At 54.0% G+C, this 23,085-nt stretch carries 13 protein-coding genes; 7 read left to right on the plus strand and 6 right to left on the minus strand.

From position 1 onward, the window contains the following. Window positions 1–160 precede the first annotated feature (160 nt). Complete coding sequence (gene cobN, locus FWG96_01885; GenBank protein ID MCL2032011.1) at window positions 161–3,937, plus strand: cobaltochelatase subunit CobN; 3,777 nt, start codon at window positions 161–163, stop codon at window positions 3,935–3,937. Window positions 3,938–4,193: 256 nt separating this feature from the next. Here the strand turns inward: cobN and FWG96_01890 are convergent, their stop codons facing one another. Together FWG96_01890 and FWG96_01895 are read right to left on the minus strand one after the other, a co-directional pair. After that, on the minus strand, window positions 4,194–4,835 hold the full coding sequence (locus FWG96_01890; protein ID MCL2032012.1) for a PIN domain-containing protein: 642 nt from the start codon (window positions 4,833–4,835) through the stop codon (window positions 4,194–4,196). A 176-nt stretch (window positions 4,836–5,011) separates the two neighbouring features. Continuing rightward, on the minus strand, window positions 5,012–9,070 hold the full coding sequence (locus tag FWG96_01895) for a lamin tail domain-containing protein (protein ID MCL2032013.1): 4,059 nt from the start codon (window positions 9,068–9,070) through the stop codon (window positions 5,012–5,014). 269 nt (window positions 9,071–9,339) lie between these two features. On the opposite strand from FWG96_01895, the gene FWG96_01900 reads away from it, so the two are divergent. The 4 genes from FWG96_01900 to FWG96_01915 all read left to right on the plus strand — a co-directional run bounded on the left by FWG96_01900 (window position 9,340) and on the right by FWG96_01915 (window position 17,377). Continuing rightward, entirely contained in the window at window positions 9,340–14,256 is a 4,917-nt protein-coding gene (locus tag FWG96_01900) for a hypothetical protein (GenBank protein ID MCL2032014.1), read from the plus strand. A gap of 126 nt (window positions 14,257–14,382) precedes the next feature. Beyond that, complete coding sequence (locus FWG96_01905) at window positions 14,383–16,005, plus strand: radical SAM protein (GenBank protein MCL2032015.1); 1,623 nt, start codon at window positions 14,383–14,385, stop codon at window positions 16,003–16,005. Between the two features lie 11 nt (window positions 16,006–16,016). After that, entirely contained in the window at window positions 16,017–16,190 is a 174-nt protein-coding gene (locus FWG96_01910; GenBank protein MCL2032016.1) for a 4Fe-4S binding protein, read from the plus strand. Further along, a complete protein-coding gene (locus FWG96_01915) occupies window positions 16,187–17,377 on the plus strand; it encodes an NAD(P)/FAD-dependent oxidoreductase (protein ID MCL2032017.1) in 1,191 nt (396 codons plus the stop codon). Before FWG96_01910 ends, FWG96_01915 begins: the two co-directional genes overlap by 4 nt. Window positions 17,378–17,409: 32 nt before the next feature. Here the strand turns inward: FWG96_01915 and mvk are convergent, their stop codons facing one another. From mvk to FWG96_01930, 3 genes are read right to left on the minus strand one after another with little or no spacing between them, the layout of a single operon-like run. Then, window positions 17,410–18,354, minus strand: coding sequence for a mevalonate kinase (gene mvk / locus FWG96_01920; GenBank protein MCL2032018.1), 945 nt, complete (start codon window positions 18,352–18,354; stop codon window positions 17,410–17,412). Beyond that, window positions 18,351–18,875, minus strand: a complete 525-nt coding sequence (locus FWG96_01925; protein MCL2032019.1) for a hypothetical protein — start codon at window positions 18,873–18,875, stop codon at window positions 18,351–18,353. Before FWG96_01925 ends, mvk begins: the two co-directional genes overlap by 4 nt. Before the next feature lies 1 nt (window position 18,876). Continuing rightward, window positions 18,877–19,974, minus strand: coding sequence for a pyridoxal phosphate-dependent aminotransferase (locus tag FWG96_01930; protein ID MCL2032020.1), 1,098 nt, complete (start codon window positions 19,972–19,974; stop codon window positions 18,877–18,879). Between the two features lie 169 nt (window positions 19,975–20,143). Between FWG96_01930 and FWG96_01935 the strand changes: the two genes are divergently transcribed. Together FWG96_01935 and FWG96_01940 are read left to right on the plus strand one after the other, a co-directional pair. Continuing rightward, complete coding sequence (locus FWG96_01935; protein ID MCL2032021.1) at window positions 20,144–20,650, plus strand: hypothetical protein; 507 nt, start codon at window positions 20,144–20,146, stop codon at window positions 20,648–20,650. Window positions 20,651–20,658: 8 nt separating this feature from the next. Further along, the gene (locus FWG96_01940; GenBank protein MCL2032022.1) at window positions 20,659–21,813 is read left to right on the plus strand and encodes an HD domain-containing protein; all 1,155 of its coding nucleotides are present in this window, start codon (window positions 20,659–20,661) and stop codon (window positions 21,811–21,813) included. Here FWG96_01940 and serS read toward each other — a convergent pair whose 3' ends face one another. Beyond that, on the minus strand, window positions 21,814–23,079 hold the full coding sequence (serS, locus tag FWG96_01945; GenBank protein MCL2032023.1) for a serine--tRNA ligase: 1,266 nt from the start codon (window positions 23,077–23,079) through the stop codon (window positions 21,814–21,816). Between the last annotated feature and the right edge of the window lie 6 nt (window positions 23,080–23,085).

Raw genomic sequence — 23,085 nt, forward strand, 5'->3', positions numbered from 1 at the left:
ATGTATAATCCAACTATACATCATTTTGTTTCTATTTATTAGTATTGAGGGCCTTTTTTCATGTGCTATGCGCAGCATGAATTTCTGAATCAAATAGTTTTTAAATCATAGTTGGATATATAATCCAATATTATTCGATTCAAAAGAAAATGGTGATCAGATGAGAACATATGAAAATAACATCACACCGGGTAAAGAGCTTAAGATCGCGTATCTGACCGTCGGAGGCACCAACCTTGCACCGATCTTAGGCAACATATCCAAAGAAACCGACGTCATTCCCGTAAAGTTCCTTACATTTGATTCCGAAGATACCATCAGAGATCCCATTGAATTCAGAGAACTGTTGAGGTCTGTAAAGAATTCCGATCTTCTGATGATCGTAATGCACGGGGATCCTTCCACGTACAAAAAGTTCGACGAACTGAAAGCCGTTCTCATGGAAGAGAACATCAACACATTCCTGCTGTGCCAATTCGAAGAGTCCATGGCAGAGAACCGCCCGTTGTTCAAAGGCAGCGATGATGAATTCAGGATGATGAGAAAGTATATACAACTTGGAGGGGAGGCGAACTACAAAAGCCTGATACTGTACCTTCTGAAGATCATCGGCGGAACGGATGTAGAGGTCCCCGAACCGTACAGAAACCGTGCCCAAGGCATATATCATCCAGATTTTCCGCGCGATGTTGCACTTGAACATTATCGTGCATCTTTGGACATGAACAAACCGACCGTGGGCATACTTCTGCCGCAGGGTGCGTGGGTCAGGGGAAGCCTGGAACCCTATGATCTGCTGATAAGGGAGATAGAAAAGCTGGGCGCGAACACAATACCTGTGTTCCATATACCAACGCCCAGCGAGATAACCGGTTCTATCGGCTCAATAAAAATCGCTGAAGAATATTTTAAAAAGGATGGAAAGAGCATCATAGGGTCGCTGATCACTCCGGGCGGATTCTCACAGTTATCCCTTGCCAATCCTACGGACGGTTCAAGGGACAGCGTGAGGTTCAATTTCTATCAGGACCTGAACGTGGTATCCCTTCAGGCAATATCGATCTTCAGGCCGCAGGATACGTGGATGAAGGACGAGATCGGCATGGAAGGCGGAGAGCTTGCCATATGCGTCGCCCTGCCGGAACTGGACGGCATGGTCACGACGGTGCCGTTCGTCTTCAACGAGAAAGATGACGAAGGAAAGGACTATCACTCCTGGCGCCAAGACAGGATAGAGCGCATTGCCGGGTTGGCAGTCGAATGGGCAAGAGTCGGAATGGTCCCGGTCAAAGACAGAAAGATCTCCATTCTCGTGAACGGTAGCGGTTCCGAACTAGGGAGTGCAGGCGGATTGGATTCGTTTGAAAGCATCAAGAACATGATGCAGATGATGGCCGACGCCGGATATACTATCGATCGGGTTCCCCAAAGCGGTCAAGAGATCATCGACGAAATGACGGCTTCCCTGACCAATGATCTCGAATGGAAAAACGAAGAGGATATTGAAGAGCAGGCCGTAGAATTCCTTGATAACAAAAAATATTTGGAGTGGCTGAACGCGCTGGCAAAGGTCCCAAGAGAACGTATGTGCCGCAACTGGGGTGACCCGCCGGGCCATATAATGAGCCATAAAGGCAGGTTCATTATCCCCGGAGTAATAAACGGGAACATATACCTCGGCATGGAGCCTATCAGGGGCAAGCATGACAAGGCCGAGGAGCTAATACACGACCCTCACATCGTCATGCCGCATCAGTATCTTGCATATTACAAATGGATAGCGCAGGAGTTCAAAACAGACCTTCACATACACGTAGGAACCCACGGATCATGCGAATGGCTCCCTGGAAAGGGCAACGGCATGTCCGAGGAATGTTTTCCGGACATAATGATGCAGCACATGCCGCATCTTTACGTCTACGTCATTGACGATCCGTCCGAGGGAATTGTGGCCAAGAGACGGAAGAACTGCGCCCTGATAAGCCACATGATGCCGTCTATGACGCGTGCCGGAACTTATGATAATCTCATGGAGCTGGAAGCTCACATTCACGATTACCTGTTCTGCAAAAGCACTTACCAGCATGCGAAACTTCCTGGAATAGCTGAGACAGTTTACGAACTGATCAAAGAGTTGTGTATGTGGAAGGAGCTGAAGATAGAGGAAGGCGCACCTATTGAGGATGTTATGGGCCGGATAGAGACCATATATGACTATATCTCGGATCTTAAGGACGGCTTGATAACTGACGGCTTACACATACTTGGACATGTGCCGCAAGGCCGCCACATGGAGGAGATGGTCTACTGTCTCACAAGACTGAGGAACGGCAGCATGCCGTCCCTACGGATATCCGTTGCTGAGAGTATGGGCTTCGATCTGGATTTCCTCATGGACAATTACTCTTCCATCAATGCCACGACCGGTGAGGTCAACGGCGGCATCGTGAACAAGGTCGACGAAAAGACCCAGGAACTGCTATTTGCCATGCAGGAACATAATTATTCACCTAAGGACTGTCTGGATCTCGTCAAAGACTTCTGCCCCGATAACAACGAGAATGTCCTTCGGGTCACGGATTTCATCTGCAATACCGTACACCCAAGCATATTGGGAATGGTGGAAGAACTAACCAACGGACTCAATGGCATGGGGGGAGGATATGTACCGCCCGGGCCTTCGGGTGCGCCTACCAGAGGCAACGCACACCTTCTGCCAACAGGAAAGAACTATTATTCACTGGATCCAGAGACAGTTCCCACTCAGCCCAGCTGGAAGGTAGGAGTCAAGATGGCCGATCAGATGATCGAACGCTACATAAGTGACGAAGGCACATACCCGGAAAACATAGGGATCGTCGTCTGGTCAATTGATACAATGAAAACGGGCGGCGACGACATAGCATATATCCTTTATTTGATGGGTGTGCGCCCCATATGGGGTTCCACCGGAGGCAAGATAGTAGGGTTAGAAGTTATGTCCCATGAAGAACTGAAACGCCCTAGGATTGATGTTACAGTAAGAATAAGCAGCCTAATGCGTGACACATTCCCAAACCTGTTCCAACTTATAGACGAAGCCGTTGAGATGGTGGCAGAACTTGACGAGGATGAAGAGAAGAACTTCATAAAGAAACACCTTCAAAGTGACATTGTCAGGATGATCAAAGAAGGTATGACACCAGAAGACGCTAAGAGCAATGCCTTGATCCGCGTGTTCGGAGAACCTGCCGGTACGCATGGCGCCGGAGTGAACATCCTCATAGAATCAAGAAAATGGGACAGTATAGACGATCTCGCACAGATCTACATCACCTGCGGATGCAGCGCATATGGGAGAAAGTGGAGGGGGGAGACGAAACCTGAACTGTTCAGGCATCGTCTTAATCAGTTGGATGTGGCCGTCAAGAACCAACCAGATCGTGAGATCGACCTGATTGACACGGATGACGGTTATGCGTACTTTGGCGGCATCAACGCGGTGGTGCGCAGCAGCGGAAGAGAGAAACCTTTGAACATAATCGGAGACAGCTCGGACCCCGACCGTTTGAAAATAAGAGATCTGGAGGGGGAGATCGCCTATATGATGAGATCCAGACTGCTCAATCCGAAGTGGGTGGAAGGCCTTAAAGACCATGGATTCGTCGGCGCTAACCTTATTGCCGTCAACATCAACCACGCATACGGGTGGGATGCCACTTCCGATGTTGTCGAAGACTGGATGTATGAGTCTCTGGCAAATCATTTCCTGTTCAATGAAGATAACCGTAAATGGATAGAGGAAAATAATCCATTGGCGCTGAGATGGATACTGGAAGATCTGCTGGAAGCAATTGCCCGCGGTCTTTGGGAGACAACTCCAGAAATGGAACAGAATCTCAAAGACCTATATCTTGAAACCGAGGCGGTCCTCGAAGAGGTCAATTCGAAGAAATGAATGCAAACCAAATGGCCGTTAAAACAATGACATGATGCAACTCTGCGAATACTGCGGGAGAAAATGCCAGAGGGGACAAGATATTTCGCACTTTGTCAATTCCGATGAAGGGAGGGCCGCCAGTCTCCTCCTAGGGCGGGACATTTCATCACCGGGCATCTTTGATGAGGGACGCCACCCCCTCTTACCTGCGTGATGTGATCGACCAAAGACGCAGTTCTTATTAAGCGAATCGAGGGTTAAAAATCTTTTTGCGTTACCGCATCCGCTCTGCCCGCCTTTTATTTTTGTCCTTCTCTTCAAAAAGATATTGTTCCGGCCTCATTATCTTTGCTTTTATGCCCTCTACGTCGGTAAAATCGTCATCAAGCGTCACGAGTATAACTGAGTCGGTCATCTCCACAGAATAAAGAATCTTCAAGTCATCAAGGTCGCGCACCTTGTATTTTTTCATAAGTTCCTCGGTGGAGGGAACTGGCGATATGTCAATTATCTTCGGGGAGACATCTCTGAGTTTCATCGACATATTCTCTTTCGTAGTTCTTGATTTCCGTTTATCTGTATATCTTAAACACTCGTCAAATATTACATCGGTGAGCATCAGTCTGTCGTCGGTCACACTCTTGGTGACAACCTTCTTGACGGTGGTATCATTGTGTTTTGATATGACATAGGATATTAGGACGCTCGAATCAAGAGTTACATTCCGTTTGGTGTCCCCTATACGTTTATCGACGTTTTCTTTCCTGCGGAACATCCTGCTGAGCTTCGATGGCAGGTAAGCCCAAAATCCTTTCCTGCTGAGATAGGGGGAGGCCCCCCTCCTGCGGAACGCCCCACGGATCTTCGATGGCCGGGAATCTTTGAATCTTCCATCCTTGTCTTGCTTGGCCTCCATGCCGGTCTCCCCCCTCAAATAGTATCCTGACTGCTTCCGGTTGGTCTACCGGTTGACCGCCAAGTCTATTATCTCCGTATCGCTGGTCATGACAGGGTCTGATAGTCCGGAGGATGTGGCTGTGTCCGGCATCATGCGGCGTTTTCCACAGGACATCGCCGGATGTCCTCTTGGCATTATGCAGATGTGAACACCGCCTTCATCAGCCAGAGGTCGGAGTCTAGATATTCATCCGCGTTCAGAACCGCAGGAAGCAACATACTCGGGCAGTCCATTATGAGCACTCCGGCGGTGACCTTCCATGTTCCCAGGTCGGATCCGACCAGTCTGCACAGTCCCGCCACGTTGGTATCCACATGGATACCGATCCTGGTCTCGGGGTAGGGGTCCAGGAACTTCAGATAGAACGGCGTGGTCAGCCCGGCGTAGAACGTCATCCCAAGATATAGGTGGTCTGCAAAGACCTCTTTCGGCGCGATGCCGTACGGATTCTCGATGTTGAGGAATATCGATTCTATCTCTCCGACCAGGTACTTCAATCCCTCCTCTATGAAATCGGAATCGATGGACAATGCGATGCGGACCCCCGTACATACGGTGGACGTATAATCGGTGACATCCAGCGACACGAACACCGAAGCTTCGACGACACAGGCGGCCAGCATCCCTATCCTCTCTTCGATGGCATCAGTTACCGCTGCCGTTAAGAAATCGGAAAGGTCGTCCGTGCTTTTTAGGGACCCTATGCTGTCCAGGACCTTGGTGGCCGAATCGTACAGTATGTTGAGCATGTGCACCTTCGCCGTACTCCCGCTGAATATCCCGCCACAGTTGGGCGATCCGGGGGTGCCTTTGGCGAACGTCCATTCCTTCGCGCCGTCCGCCACCCTCTGCCATGTGAAGTCATCGTTCTTGGAGTCCTTCTTGACCGGCGTCCTGTCGACCTCCTTTCCCTCAGGGGATACCAGCATCACGCATTCGCCCTCGGAGATGAGCGCGGAGCCGTCGTTGTTGAGGAAAGCCCCGGAAAGGAGTATGACCGCTCTTTCTCCCGGCGATAATGCGAGGTCCGTTATCGTGTGGACCTTTGTTTCGGGGTTGGATCCCGCGCTGATGGTGTAGCCGCTCAAGTCCATACGGTGCGGTGTCGCGTTGTAAAGCTCCACCCATTCATTGTCCCTGTCCGTCCCTGGAGGGTTAAGCTCGAACTCGTTGATCAGTATCCCCGTTTCATAGGGGATGCTGTACTTCAGCTCTATGCCGGCGTCGATCGACCCCTTGAGGCCCGGCACGGGGAGAGGTATGTTCGAAAGCACCGCCGCTACCGGCGGTATGTCGCTGAGGGAGAACTCCAGGTGGTGGTACTGGACAAGGTCCGGGAGGATAATGTCGAACCTAACTCCGGACACGACCCCGTTCAATGAGATCATGTGGTCCGTCGTCTTCATGAGCGGGTCTATTTCGGCGGCGGCATACCAATCGCTGCCTCTGATCTCGGCGGCGCCAGTGAGCAGTATCTCCCCGCCGCCTGAACCTCTCTGTTTGATTGAGACCGAACCAGATATACTGAGATTGTTGAGCGAGCACCCCATGGTCATGGTCAGAAGGGTCTTCATATCGTCCCCGGATGAGGGGAGGTTCGTTGCCAGCGATATCGTGAATCCCATGTAAGAGAAGCTGACGGAATGTTTCGCCCCCCCGAGGCTGTTATTGACTGCGTTCACCACCCCTTCCAGAACACTACCGAACAGTTTGACAAGCTGCCCCTCGACGAATTCGGCCAGAAGTCTGAGGGACTCCATCAGCACGTTGTAGAGCTTCTCCACGACGGCCGCATAATATTTTGCGAATTCGATCAGCCCGGTGCCTAAGATCAGGATGGCGTCCATGATCATTGACATCACCTTGCGCAGAGGTTCAAGGAGCGGCGCGAGAAGCCCGATGAGGGCGTTCCAGGCGTCTCCCAGAAGGGTGTTGCTGGGCGTATAGCCCTTGACCCCCGAAAGCTCCCATCCGCTTGCTACGATGATCTTCAGTTCCATACTTACTTTTGAAGAGCCTTTGAACACGGAATCGCAGATCCCCATTGCGTCCGTGACCGTCCCGGAGCTTTTCACAGTGTATTCTACGCTGTCCTCAACGGTTACCGAGAATGCGGCGGAGTATGATGCGCCGCTGTTCTCGCTGAATCCGACGTAATGCACGCAATCTTTGAGATTATCGTTCGGCCCTTTGACGCTCACACTGGGCGACGATGAGGAAGATATGGTCAATCTCTCGACGGTGGTGTTCCCGCCCGCTCCGGTGAAGGTGAAGGAGCCGGTACCGGGAAGATCGATAGGCCCGCTGTATGCGTTGATGTTCGTGTTCTCCACAGCTTCGGAGCAAAGCATTCTGATCCTCTCCGGAACGTTCGTCGAAGTATCCATAAAAAAGATCCCCGCCTCGAATATGAGAGTGCAGATCTTTTTGACGAGACCGGGATTCCCGCCAGGTACGTCGGTCAGCGCGTTCAGGCCGTTCAGGCACCCGTCGACGGCGCTCTCGTAATCGGCTATCGCTTTTCTGACCCCGGCGGAGTCCATGAGGATCCCGGCGGCCGTGTTCATGTCGCCGTCGCCGTATTCGATCTCCGCATCCCCGAAATACTGGGCCAGAGCCGATACCACGGAGGATCTGATGTTCTCTCTGAAGGTCTCGACGCCGTATATCTCGCTGCGGTCATCGGATATCGTCTTATAGATGGCGGCGTAGAAGGGATCGGAGATCCTCTGGTATGTTATTGCGGAGGTCATTATCCTCTCCACCTCCGTATCTCCTTTGTTCAGGGCAAGGTCCACCGCTTTGTTTATTGTCTCCATGAATGCCTCGCCGTCCGCCGGATCGACTGGTATCCGTATGGTGCCGAGCGCTTTCGATTCCCCTATGCTGACAGCCGCGGAATTGATGACGTTCCTCATCCATTCCCTTATCTCGTTGGTCTCCGCCCTGTAGTGGCTTTTGAATTTCGATATCCCTTCCCACCCCATCAGGTCGACGGAGGGGTAGCCGGAAGTGATGGACAAAGAAGATATCCTGACCGTTCTGCCGCCGATAACGACGTCGGCGTCTGAGGTCATTATCGACGCCGTCCTTCCGGTGTAGAGGCGGCTGTACATATCGACGTCCAACCCGTTATCCCTCATAACCTGCTCAATATACGGCGCGGCCGAGAATTCATTCTTACCGGTGAAGAACCCTTTCAGAGAATCCCAAGCGTTCTTCAGGCCGTCCGCGACCCAATCCATCAGATCTATGACGCGGTTGCCGTAGAGATAGTCGAACCATTGCAGCGCCAGATCGTCTGCTATGGAAATGAGTGCCTGAGAATATACTGCGGAAAGGTCTATCTCCACGTACCCGTCCTTTGAAACCAAGATGTCCGCGAGGTCGATCCGCTCAAGGTCCGCGTCAATGCCCTCCGAAGGGCAGCGGAACACAAGAAGCTCAAGCACCTTCATTGAACTTTCATAAGCGGACACGACGTCCGCAGAAGTTAAGATGGACATGGTCCCCATACTTCCGTATTCTGCGAGCGCGCCGTATCCGTTCAGAACTCTGTACTGAGCGAGGGCGGTCAGCTGGTGGGTCATCATCTGCGAGAGGGCGGAGCCTTCGCCGGAGATCATTATGTCAAAAAGCGACCCCTTCTCCGCCGCTAAGGGAAGGGCGCATGTGCCGTCGGTCGATATCGCCGTGGTCTTCACCGATGTTCCGGATCCGCAGATGAACCTTGCCGTGTAGTGCCCCGTTGCTCTGAGGTAAGAGGGTATGAAACCGTCCGTGAAAGCGTCGGAGGAGACCAGCTTGAGCGGCTCCGCCTCCAGAACGAAGTCGTAACTTATGATGGTGACCGACACGCCCCTGTCAGCGCTGGGGTAGTTGGTCTTCATCCATTCATCGGACCGTTCTTTGAACGTTTCAGCTCTCTTTTCGATGGACCCTCCGTTAAGGTCGGTGCTGATGTCGAATATCAGCTCTCCCAGCCCTCTTTCTATGGACATCCTTGTGCTTTCTATCGCCGAATCCAGAGAATCCAGCTCTGTTATGATGTTTTCCGCCGTCTCTTCGACGTCCTTCGCCTGCGAGACCATCACCGCATAAGCGGACCCGATGATCAGCAGCACCACTCCTATCACGACGAACGGCATGTTGCCGTCCTTCGACTTTTTGATCCCTTTGATGTGTCGATCCATGTTATCTGAATGAATATTTCCGGGAGCCTTGATATAAGGGGAGAATTACAGTTAGTGAGGTAATACCCCTGAGCTGCGCGGGAATGGGGGGGGGGGAAACACAGTATGAGATGGTTCTCAAAGCATTCGGTCGTCCGACATCATGAGACTGTGACGATCAGTCCGAAAAGGTATGAGACGCGATACACAGAGCCGCCGCGGACTCCCGGATGCAATATATAATCCAATAAATAGATAGATGTGCTACATAGTAAAAAGAAGGCTCACCCATGCAGACAAAGATAAAAACCAGAACCGCAGCGGCGGCCGGAGGAGGCCGAACCGTCACCGCGGCAGCACTGGCGCTGGCACTGTTCGCGATAACGGTGCTGGCGCTATTCCTGCCGGCTACGGATTCGGCACATCCCGAGACCGACGTTCCCTATCTAGACGAAAACGGGGAGACGAAATACCACGATGTGACCGTACTTACTTCAAGCAGCGATTTCAGCAGTATGAGTTACACTTTGTCAAGCGGCTGGTATCTTATCAGGGGCAGCATCAGCCTTACGGGCGGAAACACTGTTTACATCAATGGCGACGTACACCTGATCCTCGAGGACGGCAGTGACTTTACTACGCGCAGCGATAACAGCGGCATCAATGTCATCGGAACGAACAGCCTGACGATTTACTCCCAATCTGCGGATGACGCTACGATGGGCAAACTCACAGCCCGATCCACCCAGTCCTCACCCGGCATCGGCGGTGTCGGTGCGGGCATCGGCGGCGGCTGGAGCGGCGCATACAACAGCGCAGGAGGCGTCGGCGAGGACTGCGGCACAGTAACCATCAACGGCGGAATTATCACGGCCACTTCCGGCAACGGCGCGGGAATCGGCGGCGGCTACGGCAGCAGCGGCAGCAGCGGCGGCGATGCCGGCAACGGCGGCATTGTCACCATCAACGGCGGCATTGTCACCGCCACAGGCGGCAACGGCGCGGGCATCGGAGGCGGCAATGGCAACTACACCAACGGCGGTAACGGCGGCATACTCACAGTCAACGGCGGCACAGTAAATGCACAATCCGCGTACAGCGCGGGCATCGGCGGTGGGCGGCACGGCGGCAGTCTCGGCGCGGGCGCCGCCGGCGGCACGGTCACAATCAACAACGGCACAGTCATCGCCAATTCCGCTTCCGGCGTTGGCATCGGCGGCGGCGGTTACGGCGGTCAAGGCGGCCCCGGCGGCACGATCACGATCAACAACGGCACAGTCATCGCCACTTCCGATGACGGCGTAGGTATCGGAGGCGGCAGTTACGGCGGCACGATAATCGTTAATGACGGTATAATAAGAGTCGATTCCTTAGGCACAGGCGGCGGCATTCATGGTGCCGGCGGTCAAGGCGGCACGGTAACCATCAACGGCGGCACGATCGAAGCCGATTCCATTGGAGACGGCGGCACAAGCGCTTATTCATATATCAACGGCAACGGCGGCACGATCACCATCAACGGCGGTACCGTCGAAGCCAATACCATTGGCACAGGCGGCAACAGCAGCGGCGACCGCAACGCCGGCACCGGCGGTAACGGCGGCACTGTGATCATCACCGGCGGCACCGTCGAAGCCAATTTCATCGGCACCGGCGGTAACGGCGGCGGCACCGGCCCCGGCATTGGCGGCGGTAACGGCGGTAACGGCGGCACGGTCACCATCACCGGCGGCACCGTCGAAGCCGACTCCGTTGCAGACGGAGGTAACGGCGGCAGCGGTTACTACTACGACGGCGGCGATGCGGGCAACGGCGGCACGGTCACTATCGCCGGCGGCGTCGTCAAAACCAGATCCATCATTGCCGGAGGTAACGGCGGCCTCACCACCGTCATTCCGGGCAACGGCGGCGATGCGGGCAACGGCGGCAATATCATGATCACCGGCGGCACCGTCGAAGCCAATTCCATCGGTCGTGGCGGCACCGGCGGCAGCGGCACTGTCCATGGCATCGACGGCATAGCCGGCGACGCTGTGGTCACCGGCGGCAGCACCAACGCCGATATACAAGGCATACCAACGAATGATCAGTTGCCTAAAGAACCGGTCTATCTTACAACGGTCATATTGCCCACCCCGAACACCGCAGTGACCATGTGTGCGGTTACCATTCTGCCGGGCAACCTCACGTATGTTTATGGGTTCCAAGACGTCGTGACAGACGATGATGGGAAGATATACCTCTGGTTGCCTGAGAGCGGGATCGGCGAAAGAACAAAAATAACTCTGACCGCCGGCGGAGAGACACGCAGCGGAAACCTCACCGTCAGAGATGGGGCCGGCAGTCCCAACGTGCTCAATCTGGATTATACTCTGATCAACGGCGTGCGGTATATTCTGCCGGACGGGACCCAGGGCACCCGGGACAACGTGATGGAGCTTACTGGCGCAGCTTATTTCGGGACGGATGTTTCCGGCGGTTATATGCTTGAAGACATCGGTCCGAGCGGAGGATGGTTCATCATCACCGATGACATCGATATTGGAGCGGGCAATGCTCTGAACATTTCTGGAGACATATATCTCATCGTCGGCGCCGGCTGCACACTGAGCGTTGCCAAGGGTGTGACCGTCGGATCCGGAAGTACTTTCTGTCTCTATACAGAGGACCCAGATTTTTCGGCGACCGGCACTGTTTACGGTATACTCAGTGTCGCCGATAACATCGGCGTAGCTTTTGCAGGAGGAACATTCACCAACACGGCCACTATAATCTCTGTTATGCGGAGCGGAGTCATTCCCACCAATACGGCCGCCATCATCAACGGCGTCACAGGCACGATCAGAGGAGACGAGCACGGTGTCCGGCTTGACATGGGCGGCACCATCACCAACTCCGGCCTGATTGAAGGGACGAATTATGCCGGCATCCTTTCCGTAGGCGTTGCCCACGTAACTAACAACCCCGGCGGCACGATCAGAGGAGGCAGCAAAGGCATCGAACTCAGCACAGGCGGCACGGTCACCAATGCCGCCACCGCCGTCATCACCGGCGCAGGCGGAGTGTACATCGGAGACTTTGATGGCTTCGACGGAACATCAGGCGATGTCTTTACCAACTCCGGCCTTATCGAAGGCACGTCCGGAAACGGTGTACAAATCGCAGACGGAACCGATATCTTGGTCACCAACTCCGGCGCCGGGACTATCAAAGGCACAGCGAATGGCATATACCTTGCCGGAGGCACAGTGGATAACTCCGGCTCCGTATATTGTGCTGCCGGCGGCGAATACGGCGTCCGCATTGACGGCCCCGCCGCAATAACCAACGATGGTGATATCGAAGGGCCGGGCGGCATAATGGTGGGATGGCTTGACTACGGCGCCTATGAAATAACCAACACCGGTGCCGTAAAAGGCAACACCCAGAACGGGATAGACATCACCGCCGGAGACAGGCCGTTCATCAATAACTATGGCGTCATCTATGGCGAAGTAAACGGCATTGTCTTCGAACTGTACAGCCAGTACGCCAGGGTCGACAATTCCAACACCGGTTCCGTCAAAGGTAACACCGGCGACGGCGTCTGGTTCAAGGACGCAAACGGGGGAGGCGTCGTTAACAACTACGCCGCGGGCACAAGCATCACGGGTGCGGATACCGGCATCCGCGCCGACAGTTATGCAGAGATATCCAACAACGGCACGATAGCAGGTGCCGCAGAGTACGGCATTATCTGCGACGCAGCCTTTATCTTAAACGGATCTGCCGGCATGATCACAGGTTACATTGGTATGGTAGTCGGGTGGCTCGACGCCACTGCCATCATCTCATCAAATCCAGCTTTGCATTGCACCATAACCAACAACGGCACGATAACCGGCACCAACGGCACCGGCATCTACGTCGATGACGGCGACGGCGGTCTGATTGCCAACACAGGCTCGATCAGTTCTACCAACGGTAGCGGCATATTGGCCTTTGGCGGCGGAATTCGCATCTTCAATGACGGCGGCACGATAACCTCTGATAACAACGGCATACACCTTGGCTCCTACGGCAACGTAGATAACGATAACAGCGGCAATATCGCAGGCACCGGCGATGGGATCTACCTTGCCGCTGGGGGAGAGATCCGTAACTACAGCGGAGAGATCAAAGGCGGCGCGTATGGCATACACGCTAATTCCGGAGCGGTGATTGAGAACTGGGATCTCATAACCGGAGATGTCCTTCTCTCAAACGGTGTGAACAGAGCGGCGTTCGCCGCCGACAGCGTGATAGACGGAAACTTCACCATAGGCTCTGATGCCAACTCTGAGCTGTATTTCATAGGTTCGCCCAACCTGGTCACAATGGTTTACGCAACGGTCAACGGCGCCGCTGATATAGGCGCCGCGAAGGCGGACATCGACCCCGCCGGTCTGCCGGCGGGGCTCGTTCCCGGCGATAAGATCATCCTGATCGACGGAAGCGCAGGAACTATGTCCGGAACCCCGGCGAACCCGACGCTCGCTGTCGGCGGATACGACCTCCGGATATCGGTTGTGAGCGATCAGCTGATCGCAGAGGTGTTCATTCCGGTCGTCACGACGAACTACATCATAACAGCAACCTCTGATTCCATGACCACGATCTCTCCTCAGGGGAAGACATCCGTACAGAGGGGGAACGATATCACGTTCGTCTTCTCTGCTAATGCCGGTTTCTATATCAACGCGGTGATAGTGGACGGCGTACACCTCTCGCAGACGGATATCCGCCGTGGGTCGTACAGCTTCTACAACGTTAACATGAACCACTCCATACAGGTCACCGGCAGTACCACGAGGGTGGGAGGGGACATGACCCTGACCATCGGGACCATAGAAGGCAAAGGCTACGCCGAATACAGCGTGGACGGAGGAGCGAGCTTCGCGAGGTATACCTCAACGGTGGTCCTCTCCGAAAACACGGACCTCATCATCAGGGCCGTCGCCGAGGGAGGATACGAGTTCAAAGAATGGAGGGAAGGGAACGACGTCTACAAGACATCCGTAGTGACCTTCTACAACAACGGCGCCAGCGTGAACGCGGAGCTTTATTTCTCCCACGACAGGAAGACAGACAATACACTATTGATAATCGCAGCCGCCGCAGCGCTGATAGTGTTTGTTACCCTCTTGATCGCCGTTATCGTGATACGCACCGGAGGGCACATTGGATAATCCTCGAGCTAACCCCGCTAAAACAATTTCCAATCTCTATTTTCATTTTCCGCTGATGAAAGAATCAATAATGCCGCCTTGCGCGCAAAGTATTATAAATACTAGGTAAATCTTGAGCCTGGTACAATGACTTCCACTATGCAGAATTATGCGGTCAAGAAGGGACTTCCGAAAGACACAAGGTCTGTCTGTCCGGAATGCGGGAAGATACTTGACGCCTCCTTGTTCGATAAGGACGGCAAGGTATTCATGGAAAAGACCTGTCCGGAACATGGAGAGTTCTGTGACATTTATTGGTCAGACACCGAACTCTTTCTCAAAGCTGAGGAATTTGCCCACGACGGCATCGGACTCAGAAACCCGATGGACAAGAGCCTGAAGGACGGGGAGAACGTCCACGTATTCATCGATGGCGAGAGGGTGGACATGCTCACCTGCTCAGCCCTGGCGAATGTCGATCTGACGAACAGATGCAACATGAACTGCCCCATATGCTTCGCGAACGCGAACCAGCAGGGATATGTGTACGAACCCGACTACGAGACGCTGACAAGGATGCTGGACGCGCTAAGGTCGGAAGAGCCGATAAAATGCACAGCAGTGCAGTTCTCCGGCGGAGAACCCACGATACACCCGGACTTCGTTAAGATAGTGAAAGCGGCGAAGGACAGGGATTTCGCTCAGGTTCAGGCCGCTACGAACGGAATAGAATTCGCCAGGAAATATGATCTCCTTAAAGATTCGTCCGAGGCGGGACTCAACACCATCTATCTATCATTCGACGGGGTGAGCGACGACATATATCTTCAGGCAAGGGACAGAAAGATGTTCCAAGTGAAGCTCGATGTCATTGCCAACTGCAGGAAGCTGAAAGAAGAGACGGGGAAGTGCCCGTCGATCGTGCTCGTACCCACCATCGTAAGGGGAATGAACGACCACCAGATCGGCGATATGGTGAAATTCTCTTTCGACAACGCGGATGTGGTGCGCGGAATAAACTTCCAGCCGGTGGCGTTCACCGGCAGGATGACCAAAGAGGAACTGTCCAAGGGCAGATTCACGCTTCCGGACCTGGTGAAAGCTTTCGAAGAGCAGACCGGATACGCCACCAAGGACGATTGGTATCCGGTGCCGGTGGTGGCGCCGATATCTGATTTCGCATCGATCATACTCAACCAGAACAAGGTCACTTTCACCACACACCCCCACTGCGGCATAGCGACATACGTCTTCATGGACGAGACGGGTAAGGTGACCCCCTTCCCCAGATTCATCGATGTGGCCGAGTTCACCAAAGGCCTTCAGGAGATATCCTTCAAAGCAGAGAAGGCCAGGTTCAAAAAAATATACGCAATGAAACTGCTGAAGCTTTTAGACAGGACTCTCATCGAAGAGAACCTCCCAGGGGGGCTATCGAAGGGCCAATTCAAGAGGATGATGGTAAGCGTCATGAGCAAAAGATCGAAGACGGCGCTGGCGGCGTTCTCATGGAAAGTGATGTTCTTCGGCGGCATGCACTTCCAGGACATGCACAACTACGACGTGGAAAGGGTAAGGCGCTGCGGCGTCCACTACATCACGCCGGATTGTCAGGTAATTCCGTTCTGCGCCTACAACGGGGGACCGGAGTACCGCAAGATCATCGAGGACAAATTCTCCGTACCGTTGGCTGAATGGAAGGAGAAGAACAAGAAAGGAGCCGCAGAACTTGAGGCGGCCATGGTGGTCCCCGAGGACCAGAAGGCATAAGGAGGGATGGAATGATAGTCAATTTAGACAAGTGTCTGCATTGCGGAGGGTGCGCCGGATCGTGCCCCGCCAATGCGATATTCCTTAACGATTTCGTTCTGGAATTCAACAGCAAGTGTACAAAATGCGGAAGGTGCGTGAAGATCTGCCCGGTCCACGCGCTTTTGATGGAGGGAGCGGAATGAAGACTTATTCCTGCGATATCGTCATCATCGGGGGCGGCCCCGGCGGAAGCATGGCAGCCAAATTCTGCGCCAAGGGAGGGCTTGATACTATCCTCATAGAGAAAAAAGCGGAGATCGGCGCCCCCCTCAGGTGCGCCGAGGGTGTATCCAAGAAATGGCTTGAGGAAGTGGGGATAGAGCCGGACCCGGCATGGATATGCGCCGACATGGTCGGAGCGGTAATAAGATCCCCCAGCGGATACGAATTCAAGCTGGATGAGAGTCACGCCGGTTCCGAAGTGGGATATGTGCTGGAGAGGCACCTCTTCGACAAAGCCCTGGCAAGGGACGCGGCGGCGGCCGGCGCAAAGATAATGATGCGCACTTCGTGCACCGACGTTATAAAAGAGAACGGAAAGCTTGTCGGCATAAAGGCCAAGAGCATGGGAGAGGAGATCGAGATCCGCGCAAAAGCGATCATCGCGGCGGACGGCTTCGAGTCCCAAGTCGGAAGGTGGGCCGGGATCGACACCAAACTGGGGATGAACGATATCGATTCTTGTCTCCAGTACAGGATGGTGAACGCAGACGTCGACCCTGAGTACTGCGAGTTCAACATCGGCGTTAAGATAGCGCCCGGAGGATATCTCTGGATATTCCCCAAAGGCAACGGCGTCGCCAATGTGGGGATCGGAGTGATGGCAAAACTCTGCAAGGACGCGGATCCGAAGAAATTCCTGGACAAATTCATAGCGGAAGATCCGAGATTCAAGAACAGCCAGCCGGTGGAGGTCGTCGCGGGGATGGTATCCACATGCCCCGGGCTCGACTGCGCCGTGGACGACAACATAATCCTGGTGGGCGATGCGGCGAGGATAATAGATCCTATCACGGGCGGCGGGATATGCCATGCTTGCAGAACAGGCATGTATGCCGGATTGGTCCTCACCGAATGTTCCAAAAAGGGGGATTTCTCCAAACAGGCGCTCATGCCGTATGAGAAGTTGTGGCGCGACAGGATGGAGGACAAGCTTTACAGGAACTGGATGGCCAAAGAGAGGCTTGCCGAACTTGACGATGATACCATCGACGAGCTCGTGAAGCTCATCTCCGGTTCCGACATCAAAGAGGTGAATGTCTATAATCTCCTGAAGGTCATCAAGGAGAGGTTCCCCAAGGTCGTCGAAGGCTTCGAGGAACTGATCTAAAAATGCGGCGGCAGCCGCTTCTTTTACTTTTTTCACTCACTTTTTCCAGATACCTTCACACCGTCTACGCCTGTCTTCACGATGAAAGGAACACCTCCCCGGGAAGATATGGCGTTGCAAACTTTGTCCGGATGGTCTGTCAGCGCCACCATGCACCCGCCGCCGCCGGCGCCCGTGAGCTTGGCGCCGTAGGAGTACGGAAGGGACGCGCTGACCATTTTGTTCAATTCGTTCGACGACACGCCGAGGATGGAGAGTAACTTGTGATCCTTCGTCATAAGCTCCCCGAGGCCGGCAATGTCGCCGGTCCGAAGAGCGTCCATCCCTTCAAGGGTTATCTGGCCTATCTCGTCGACCATGTCGGAAGCGAAGCGGTTGCTGTCCTTGTACTTTTTTACTTTTTCGACCAACGGTCCCGTCGCGGCCTTTATTCCTGTGTTGCCGATCACGAACGTCATCGGCGGAACGGCGATCTTGGATATGTCCCAGGAATGCTCGTTCTTGGTTATGCTCCAGAGCAGGTCGTCCCCGCATCCGGGCGCGTTCAAAGTTATCCCCCCGCCGTTGACGGAGGCCGAAGTATCCATCGGACTTCCCCTCCCCTGGCTGAAGTACTCCGCCTCGAAGGCCTCCTTCGCTATCTCTTCCTTATTAACGGACCTGTTGCCGAGAGCGCGCATCGCCGCCGAGAAAGCGACCGAGAGGGCGGCTGACGATCCCAGCCCCGAGCCGGGAGGTATCTTGCTGTCCATGTGCACCGAGACCGGGATCATATCGTTCCTGCCGGCGATGTACCTCACGTGGGGGTTAGATCTGAGATCCGCGATCTCGTTATTGATCCTGAACTCCTCGCCCCTCCTCACTCTTATGTAGAATCTCCTGTTTATGGCGACGGCGATCGCCGGCTTTCCGTAAACAACGGCATGTTCGCCCAGTATCACAAACTTACCGGGCGCGGAGGCAGATATCTCGTTCATTCTGTCAGACCGTATTTGGAGAGCGTCTCCCTTATGGCGTCATTGGGCGTCCGCTGTCCGAGCAGCGGCTGCGGGATGTCCCACCACCGCTCTTCGAACTCCGCGAGCGCACCCTCATATGCTTCATCGTCCGGGAAATCATCGCGGTTCACGCCTATCAGCGCTTTCATATGTTCTTTGAACAGGTCCACCTTGAACTTCTTGTTGGTAAGCGAAACTCCCAGAAACACGTCGAAGGAGAAAGTGGCCTCCAGCCCCGTTTCCTGATCCGAATCGCATATCATGTCGAGTACGCTGTTGGCGGCCAGGCTGAATATCATCTTCCGCTTAGCATCTTCCGGGACGTCCATGCCGTCCACTCCCTCGATCATCTCGTTGTAACAAAGATCGCTCAGCGCGGCCACCCTGAGAGGGTTCTTCTCATACAGCTGCTTTTGCACGTACTCCTCATCGGTGATATCGTCATCGTCCCCTCCGAAGAGGCCGGCGTTCGGGTCATCCTGATCCATCCTTCCTGTCATTTCATCCGCTCCTTAATTTTCTCATTGTTTCTGCCAGTATATCCATTCCTGCATTGATCTTCTTCTCGTCCGCTGCGTAGGAGAATCTGAGGTGCCCTTCGCCGTATTTCCCGAAGGACGATCCCGGCGTGCATATCAGGCCGTTCTTGGCAAGGGCGTTCGCAAGATCATCCGAACTCATAGGAAGATCATATGAAGGGAAAGCATAGAAGGATCCTTTCGGAGGCTCTATGTGCATGCCGTCGATCTCGTTGATGCGCTTTGATATGAGGTCCCTTCTGGACTCGAATATCCTCCTAGCGTTCTTCAGGTAGGTCTCCATCGCCGGCAGTGCGTTCAGTATCCCGTACTGCGCGGGCATGTTGGGGCTGGCGCAGACGTGGTACTGCATCTTGATGAGGTCGTTCATCGTATCCTTGTTCGAGCAGACGACCCCCATCCTCCAGCCGGTGACGGCCATCATCTTGGAGAACCCGTTGATCACGATCGATCTGTCAAGGTGCTTCATGAAGGAATAGTGCCTCCCCTCGTAGATGTATGCGTCGTAGACCTCGTCCGAGAGTATGATCAGGTCATGATCCTCCGCGAGGTCCAGCACCGCTTTGTACGTCGCTTCGTCAAGCACCCCGCCAGTCGGATTCGAGGGGCTGTTCACAACGATCATTTTTGTCTTCTCGGTGATCAGTTCTTTCACGTTCTCGATATCGGGAATGAAGTTCCCCTCGGTGAGTTTGTATTCTACCGGCCTGCCGCCTGCGAGTTTTGTGTGCGGGGAGTAGATCACGAAGCCCGGGCTCGGGACGAGCACCTCATCCCCCGGATCGATGAAAGCCTGCGTGGCCTCGAGAAGCGCCGACGAACCGCTGGGAGTTATCATCACGTTGTCCGCCGTCAGGTCCCCGTATCTTGAGAACCATTCCGCGACGCCCTTCCTCAGCTCCATTATGCCGGCGGTGGGCCCGTATTTGTTCAGCCCTCCGGACGCCGCTTTATTCATTCCCTCGACAGCCTCCTTCGGAGGGTCGAGGTCGGGTTCCCCCAGACCGAGGTTTATAGAATCGGGGCCGGCCAGGTCGAACATCTTCCTGATGCCCGACATAGGAATGGATCCAAGCCTTTCTGATATTTTCATAAAGGGTCATCGTCCGCATATTATATTGATTTATTTTTTGACGTATATGCGAAAATAGCGGTGATCCCTTTCCAGAGTACGTCAGCAGTGAGATTTTTTTGGGCATAGTTATTAACTGATTGCGTTATATACAGCCATGGTCAAGGTAGACGGGCCTTTGTGGGCAATCCTCGACGTCATCGGAATGGTGCTTCTGGCGGCAGGAGCCATCTTTGTGATGCAGACGACGTCCCCCGATCTGTCGGCATCGATGGTGCTCATTGCCGCAGGGATAGTCCTCATAGTGGTCTCATCAGTGTTCATCGGCATAAGCGGCCGGAGATTCAGGAAAGAGTATGAGGAGTTTGAGAGGTTCGATGAGATAAGGACCGGCGCCCTTCAGGTACCAGACGATCTTGAGGAAGGTTATCTTATAGACTACACGGGTGAGCCTGACAATGCGATCCGTTACAGAGACAATGAATCAAAGGAGACCGGCCTGATCGAACTGGACCTTCCGCAGGAAACGGCGGTCGTCGAAAAGGAAACGCGCCTCGTGGAACTCTTTAGGCAGGAAACGGCGACCGTCGAAAAGGAAACCCGTCTCAAAGAGATCGACGAGGCCTGGTTTGACGAAGAGGCTCAGTACTTGTATCCGGAGTAAGGTACCACATGTCCGAGAAGAAGGCTTTGAACGGGGACATGCTTTATCTGATATTCGACTCCGCGAACATGCACAGATGGAACGACCACCTGCGCACAATCGAGCTGACGGAACTTGACAAGCAGGCCCACAAGGCGGCCATCGCCTGGGTACTGGGGAAATATGAGGAGACGGAAGGAGGCGCCAGGCCGGACTGGGGCAGGATAATAGAGCGCTCGCTTTTCTCCTTCATACAGAGGAGCGTCATGACGGACCTGAAGCCCCAGGTCTTTCACAGAGTGATATCCGAGAAGTTCGAGGAGGTCAATAAATACGTGATGAGATGCTTCGACGCCGACGTGCCGGATTCTGATCCGGAGTTCAGATCCAGATTGGAGGATTACCTCTGGTCGGAGAAGAAGTCGAAGGAGGACGACATCATAAGAGCGGCCCACTATCTTGCGACGAACTGGGAATTCAAGACAATTTATGACGCGAACCGTTCCATGTATGGGATAGAGGGGACAAAGAAAGAGATCGACGAGCAGATATCGCAGCATCAGGATCTGATCGGCGTCAGGAAGCAGACGGAGGATCAGAGCACTTTCGATTTCATAGACCTGATAGGACAGCTCAGGTTCCAGCAGAGGTGGGCAAGGACCCCGAGGATACCGAGGACCTCAGTTCTGGGGCATTCTCTGATGGTGGCGGACATGATATTCCTCAACGATTTTGACAGAGAAGCCGACGGCAGGCAGGTTTACAACAACTACTACACCGCGCTGTTCCACGATCTTCCGGAGGTCCTGACCAAAGACGTCATAAGCCCGATCAAAGCGAACGTGGACGGCCTGGCGCATCTTCTCGAGTCATATGAGAGGGAACTCGTCAAATCCAAGATAATGCCCCTCGTCCCGGCGTCCTGGCACAAGGAGCTTGAGTTCATGGTGTACGAGCCATTCACGGATGCGGATGACGAGGTATTCGGAAAAAGGACGGGCAAGGACATAAAGTCCTGCGACCTCATGGCGGCATACATCGAAGCAAGGGCGTCGAGATGCTACGGCATATCCTCAAAGGCCATGGCGGAGGGCGAGGCGGAGCTGAGGAAAAGACTCCTTAGCACCGGTTCTGGCATAGGGGCGGAAGGGCTCCTCAAACGCCTGGACAGCATCCTGACGTGATCAGCCTATCGTCTCTTGGCCTCTCATGTAACTTCTGAGGACCTCGGGTATCGTCACAGTGCCGTCCTTGTTCTGATAGTTCTCCAGGATGGCGACCATCGTTCTGGGCAGGGCAAGTCCGGAGCCGTTCAGCGTATGTATGAACTCGCTCTTGAGATGAGGCTCCGGCCTGAACTTTATGCGTGCTCTCCTCGCCTGGAAGTCCGTGAAGTTAGAACATGAGGAAGCTTCAAGCCAAGCGTCGTTGGCCGGAGCGTGCAGTTCTATGTCATAACATTTTGAGCAGGAGAAGCTCATGTCTCCCGTGCAGAGCAGCAGGACGCGGTAGGGGAGGTCCAGCGCGGTGATGAGCTCTTCCGCGTCCCCCCTCAAGACCTCAAGCACATCATATGACGTATCAGGATGGACGAACCTTACCATCTCCACCTTGTTGAACTCGTGGACCCTTATGATCCCCCTCGTGTCCGCGTGCTTCCCCACTTCCCTTCTGAACGACGGGAGGTATGCGGTGTAGAGTATTGGCAGCTGGCCTATCTCGAAGATCTCATCCATGAAGAGGTTAGTTATCGGCACTTCGGCGGTGGGATTGAGGAACATCTCGTCCTTTTCCAAATAATACATATCATCCTTCAGGTTCGGATACTGCCCTGTGCCGGTAAGGGCGGCCTTGTTGACCACTATGGGAGGGAACACCTCGACGTAGCCCTGGTCGCGGTGTTTGTCAAGGAAAAAATTTACCAGCGCGCGCTCAAGCCGGGCGCCGTCCCCCTTAAGGCAATAGAACCCGCTGCCGGCCACTTTCACGCCTCTGTCGAAATCAATTATATCCAGAGCCTCGGCTATCTCCCAGTGCTGCTTCGGAGCGAAGTCGAACGTCCTCTTCTTTCCGTGCTCATAGAGGATTACGTTCTCGGTGCTGTCCTTACCTACCGGGACGGAAGAATGAGGTATGTTGGGGATGTTGAGTATGCAGTCGTCCCTGATCATCTCCACCTCGGCCATTCTGGCGTCGTTGTTCTTTATCTTGTCCGCGACATTGCGCATCTCAAGGACCTTGGCCTCTTTCTCATCTCCCTTTTCCATCTTGGAGATCTGCACGGACACCTCGTTCCTTACTTTCCTCAAACGGTTGTTATCGTCCGTGAGTCTCCTCCATTCCGAATCGGCCGAAAGGAACCTGTCCAGTATTTCGGCATCCTTGTTCCTGTCGGCGAGCATCTGCCTGATCATCTCAGGCTGCGTTCTTATTACGTTGACGTCAAGCATGCCGCT

The organism is Candidatus Methanoplasma cognatum (assembly GCA_009777615.1).
Classification (GTDB): Archaea; Thermoplasmatota; Thermoplasmata; order Methanomassiliicoccales; family Methanomethylophilaceae; genus Methanoplasma; species Methanoplasma cognatum.

Excerpts from the sequence above, each read along its gene's own strand:
- FWG96_01925 (MCL2032019.1), bottom strand. The coding sequence starts at position 18,875 with ATGACAGGAAGGATGGATCAGGATGACCCGAACGCCGGCCTCTTCGGA.
- FWG96_01915 (MCL2032017.1), top strand. The coding sequence starts at position 16,187 with ATGAAGACTTATTCCTGCGATATCGTCATCATCGGGGGCGGCCCCGGC.
- cobN (MCL2032011.1), top strand. The coding sequence starts at position 161 with ATGAGAACATATGAAAATAACATCACACCGGGTAAAGAGCTTAAGATC.
- FWG96_01895 (MCL2032013.1), bottom strand. The coding sequence starts at position 9,070 with ATGGATCGACACATCAAAGGGATCAAAAAGTCGAAGGACGGCAACATG.
- FWG96_01905 (MCL2032015.1), top strand. The coding sequence starts at position 14,383 with ATGACTTCCACTATGCAGAATTATGCGGTCAAGAAGGGACTTCCGAAA.
- FWG96_01930 (MCL2032020.1), bottom strand. The coding sequence starts at position 19,974 with ATGTCGGGCATCAGGAAGATGTTCGACCTGGCCGGCCCCGATTCTATA.
- mvk (MCL2032018.1), bottom strand. The coding sequence starts at position 18,354 with ATGAACGAGATATCTGCCTCCGCGCCCGGTAAGTTTGTGATACTGGGC.
- FWG96_01940 (MCL2032022.1), top strand. The coding sequence starts at position 20,659 with ATGTCCGAGAAGAAGGCTTTGAACGGGGACATGCTTTATCTGATATTC.
- FWG96_01910 (MCL2032016.1), top strand. The coding sequence starts at position 16,017 with ATGATAGTCAATTTAGACAAGTGTCTGCATTGCGGAGGGTGCGCCGGA.
- serS (MCL2032023.1), bottom strand. The coding sequence starts at position 23,079 with ATGCTTGACGTCAACGTAATAAGAACGCAGCCTGAGATGATCAGGCAG.
- FWG96_01890 (MCL2032012.1), bottom strand. The coding sequence starts at position 4,835 with ATGGAGGCCAAGCAAGACAAGGATGGAAGATTCAAAGATTCCCGGCCA.
- FWG96_01935 (MCL2032021.1), top strand. The coding sequence starts at position 20,144 with ATGGTCAAGGTAGACGGGCCTTTGTGGGCAATCCTCGACGTCATCGGA.
- FWG96_01900 (MCL2032014.1), top strand. The coding sequence starts at position 9,340 with ATGCAGACAAAGATAAAAACCAGAACCGCAGCGGCGGCCGGAGGAGGC.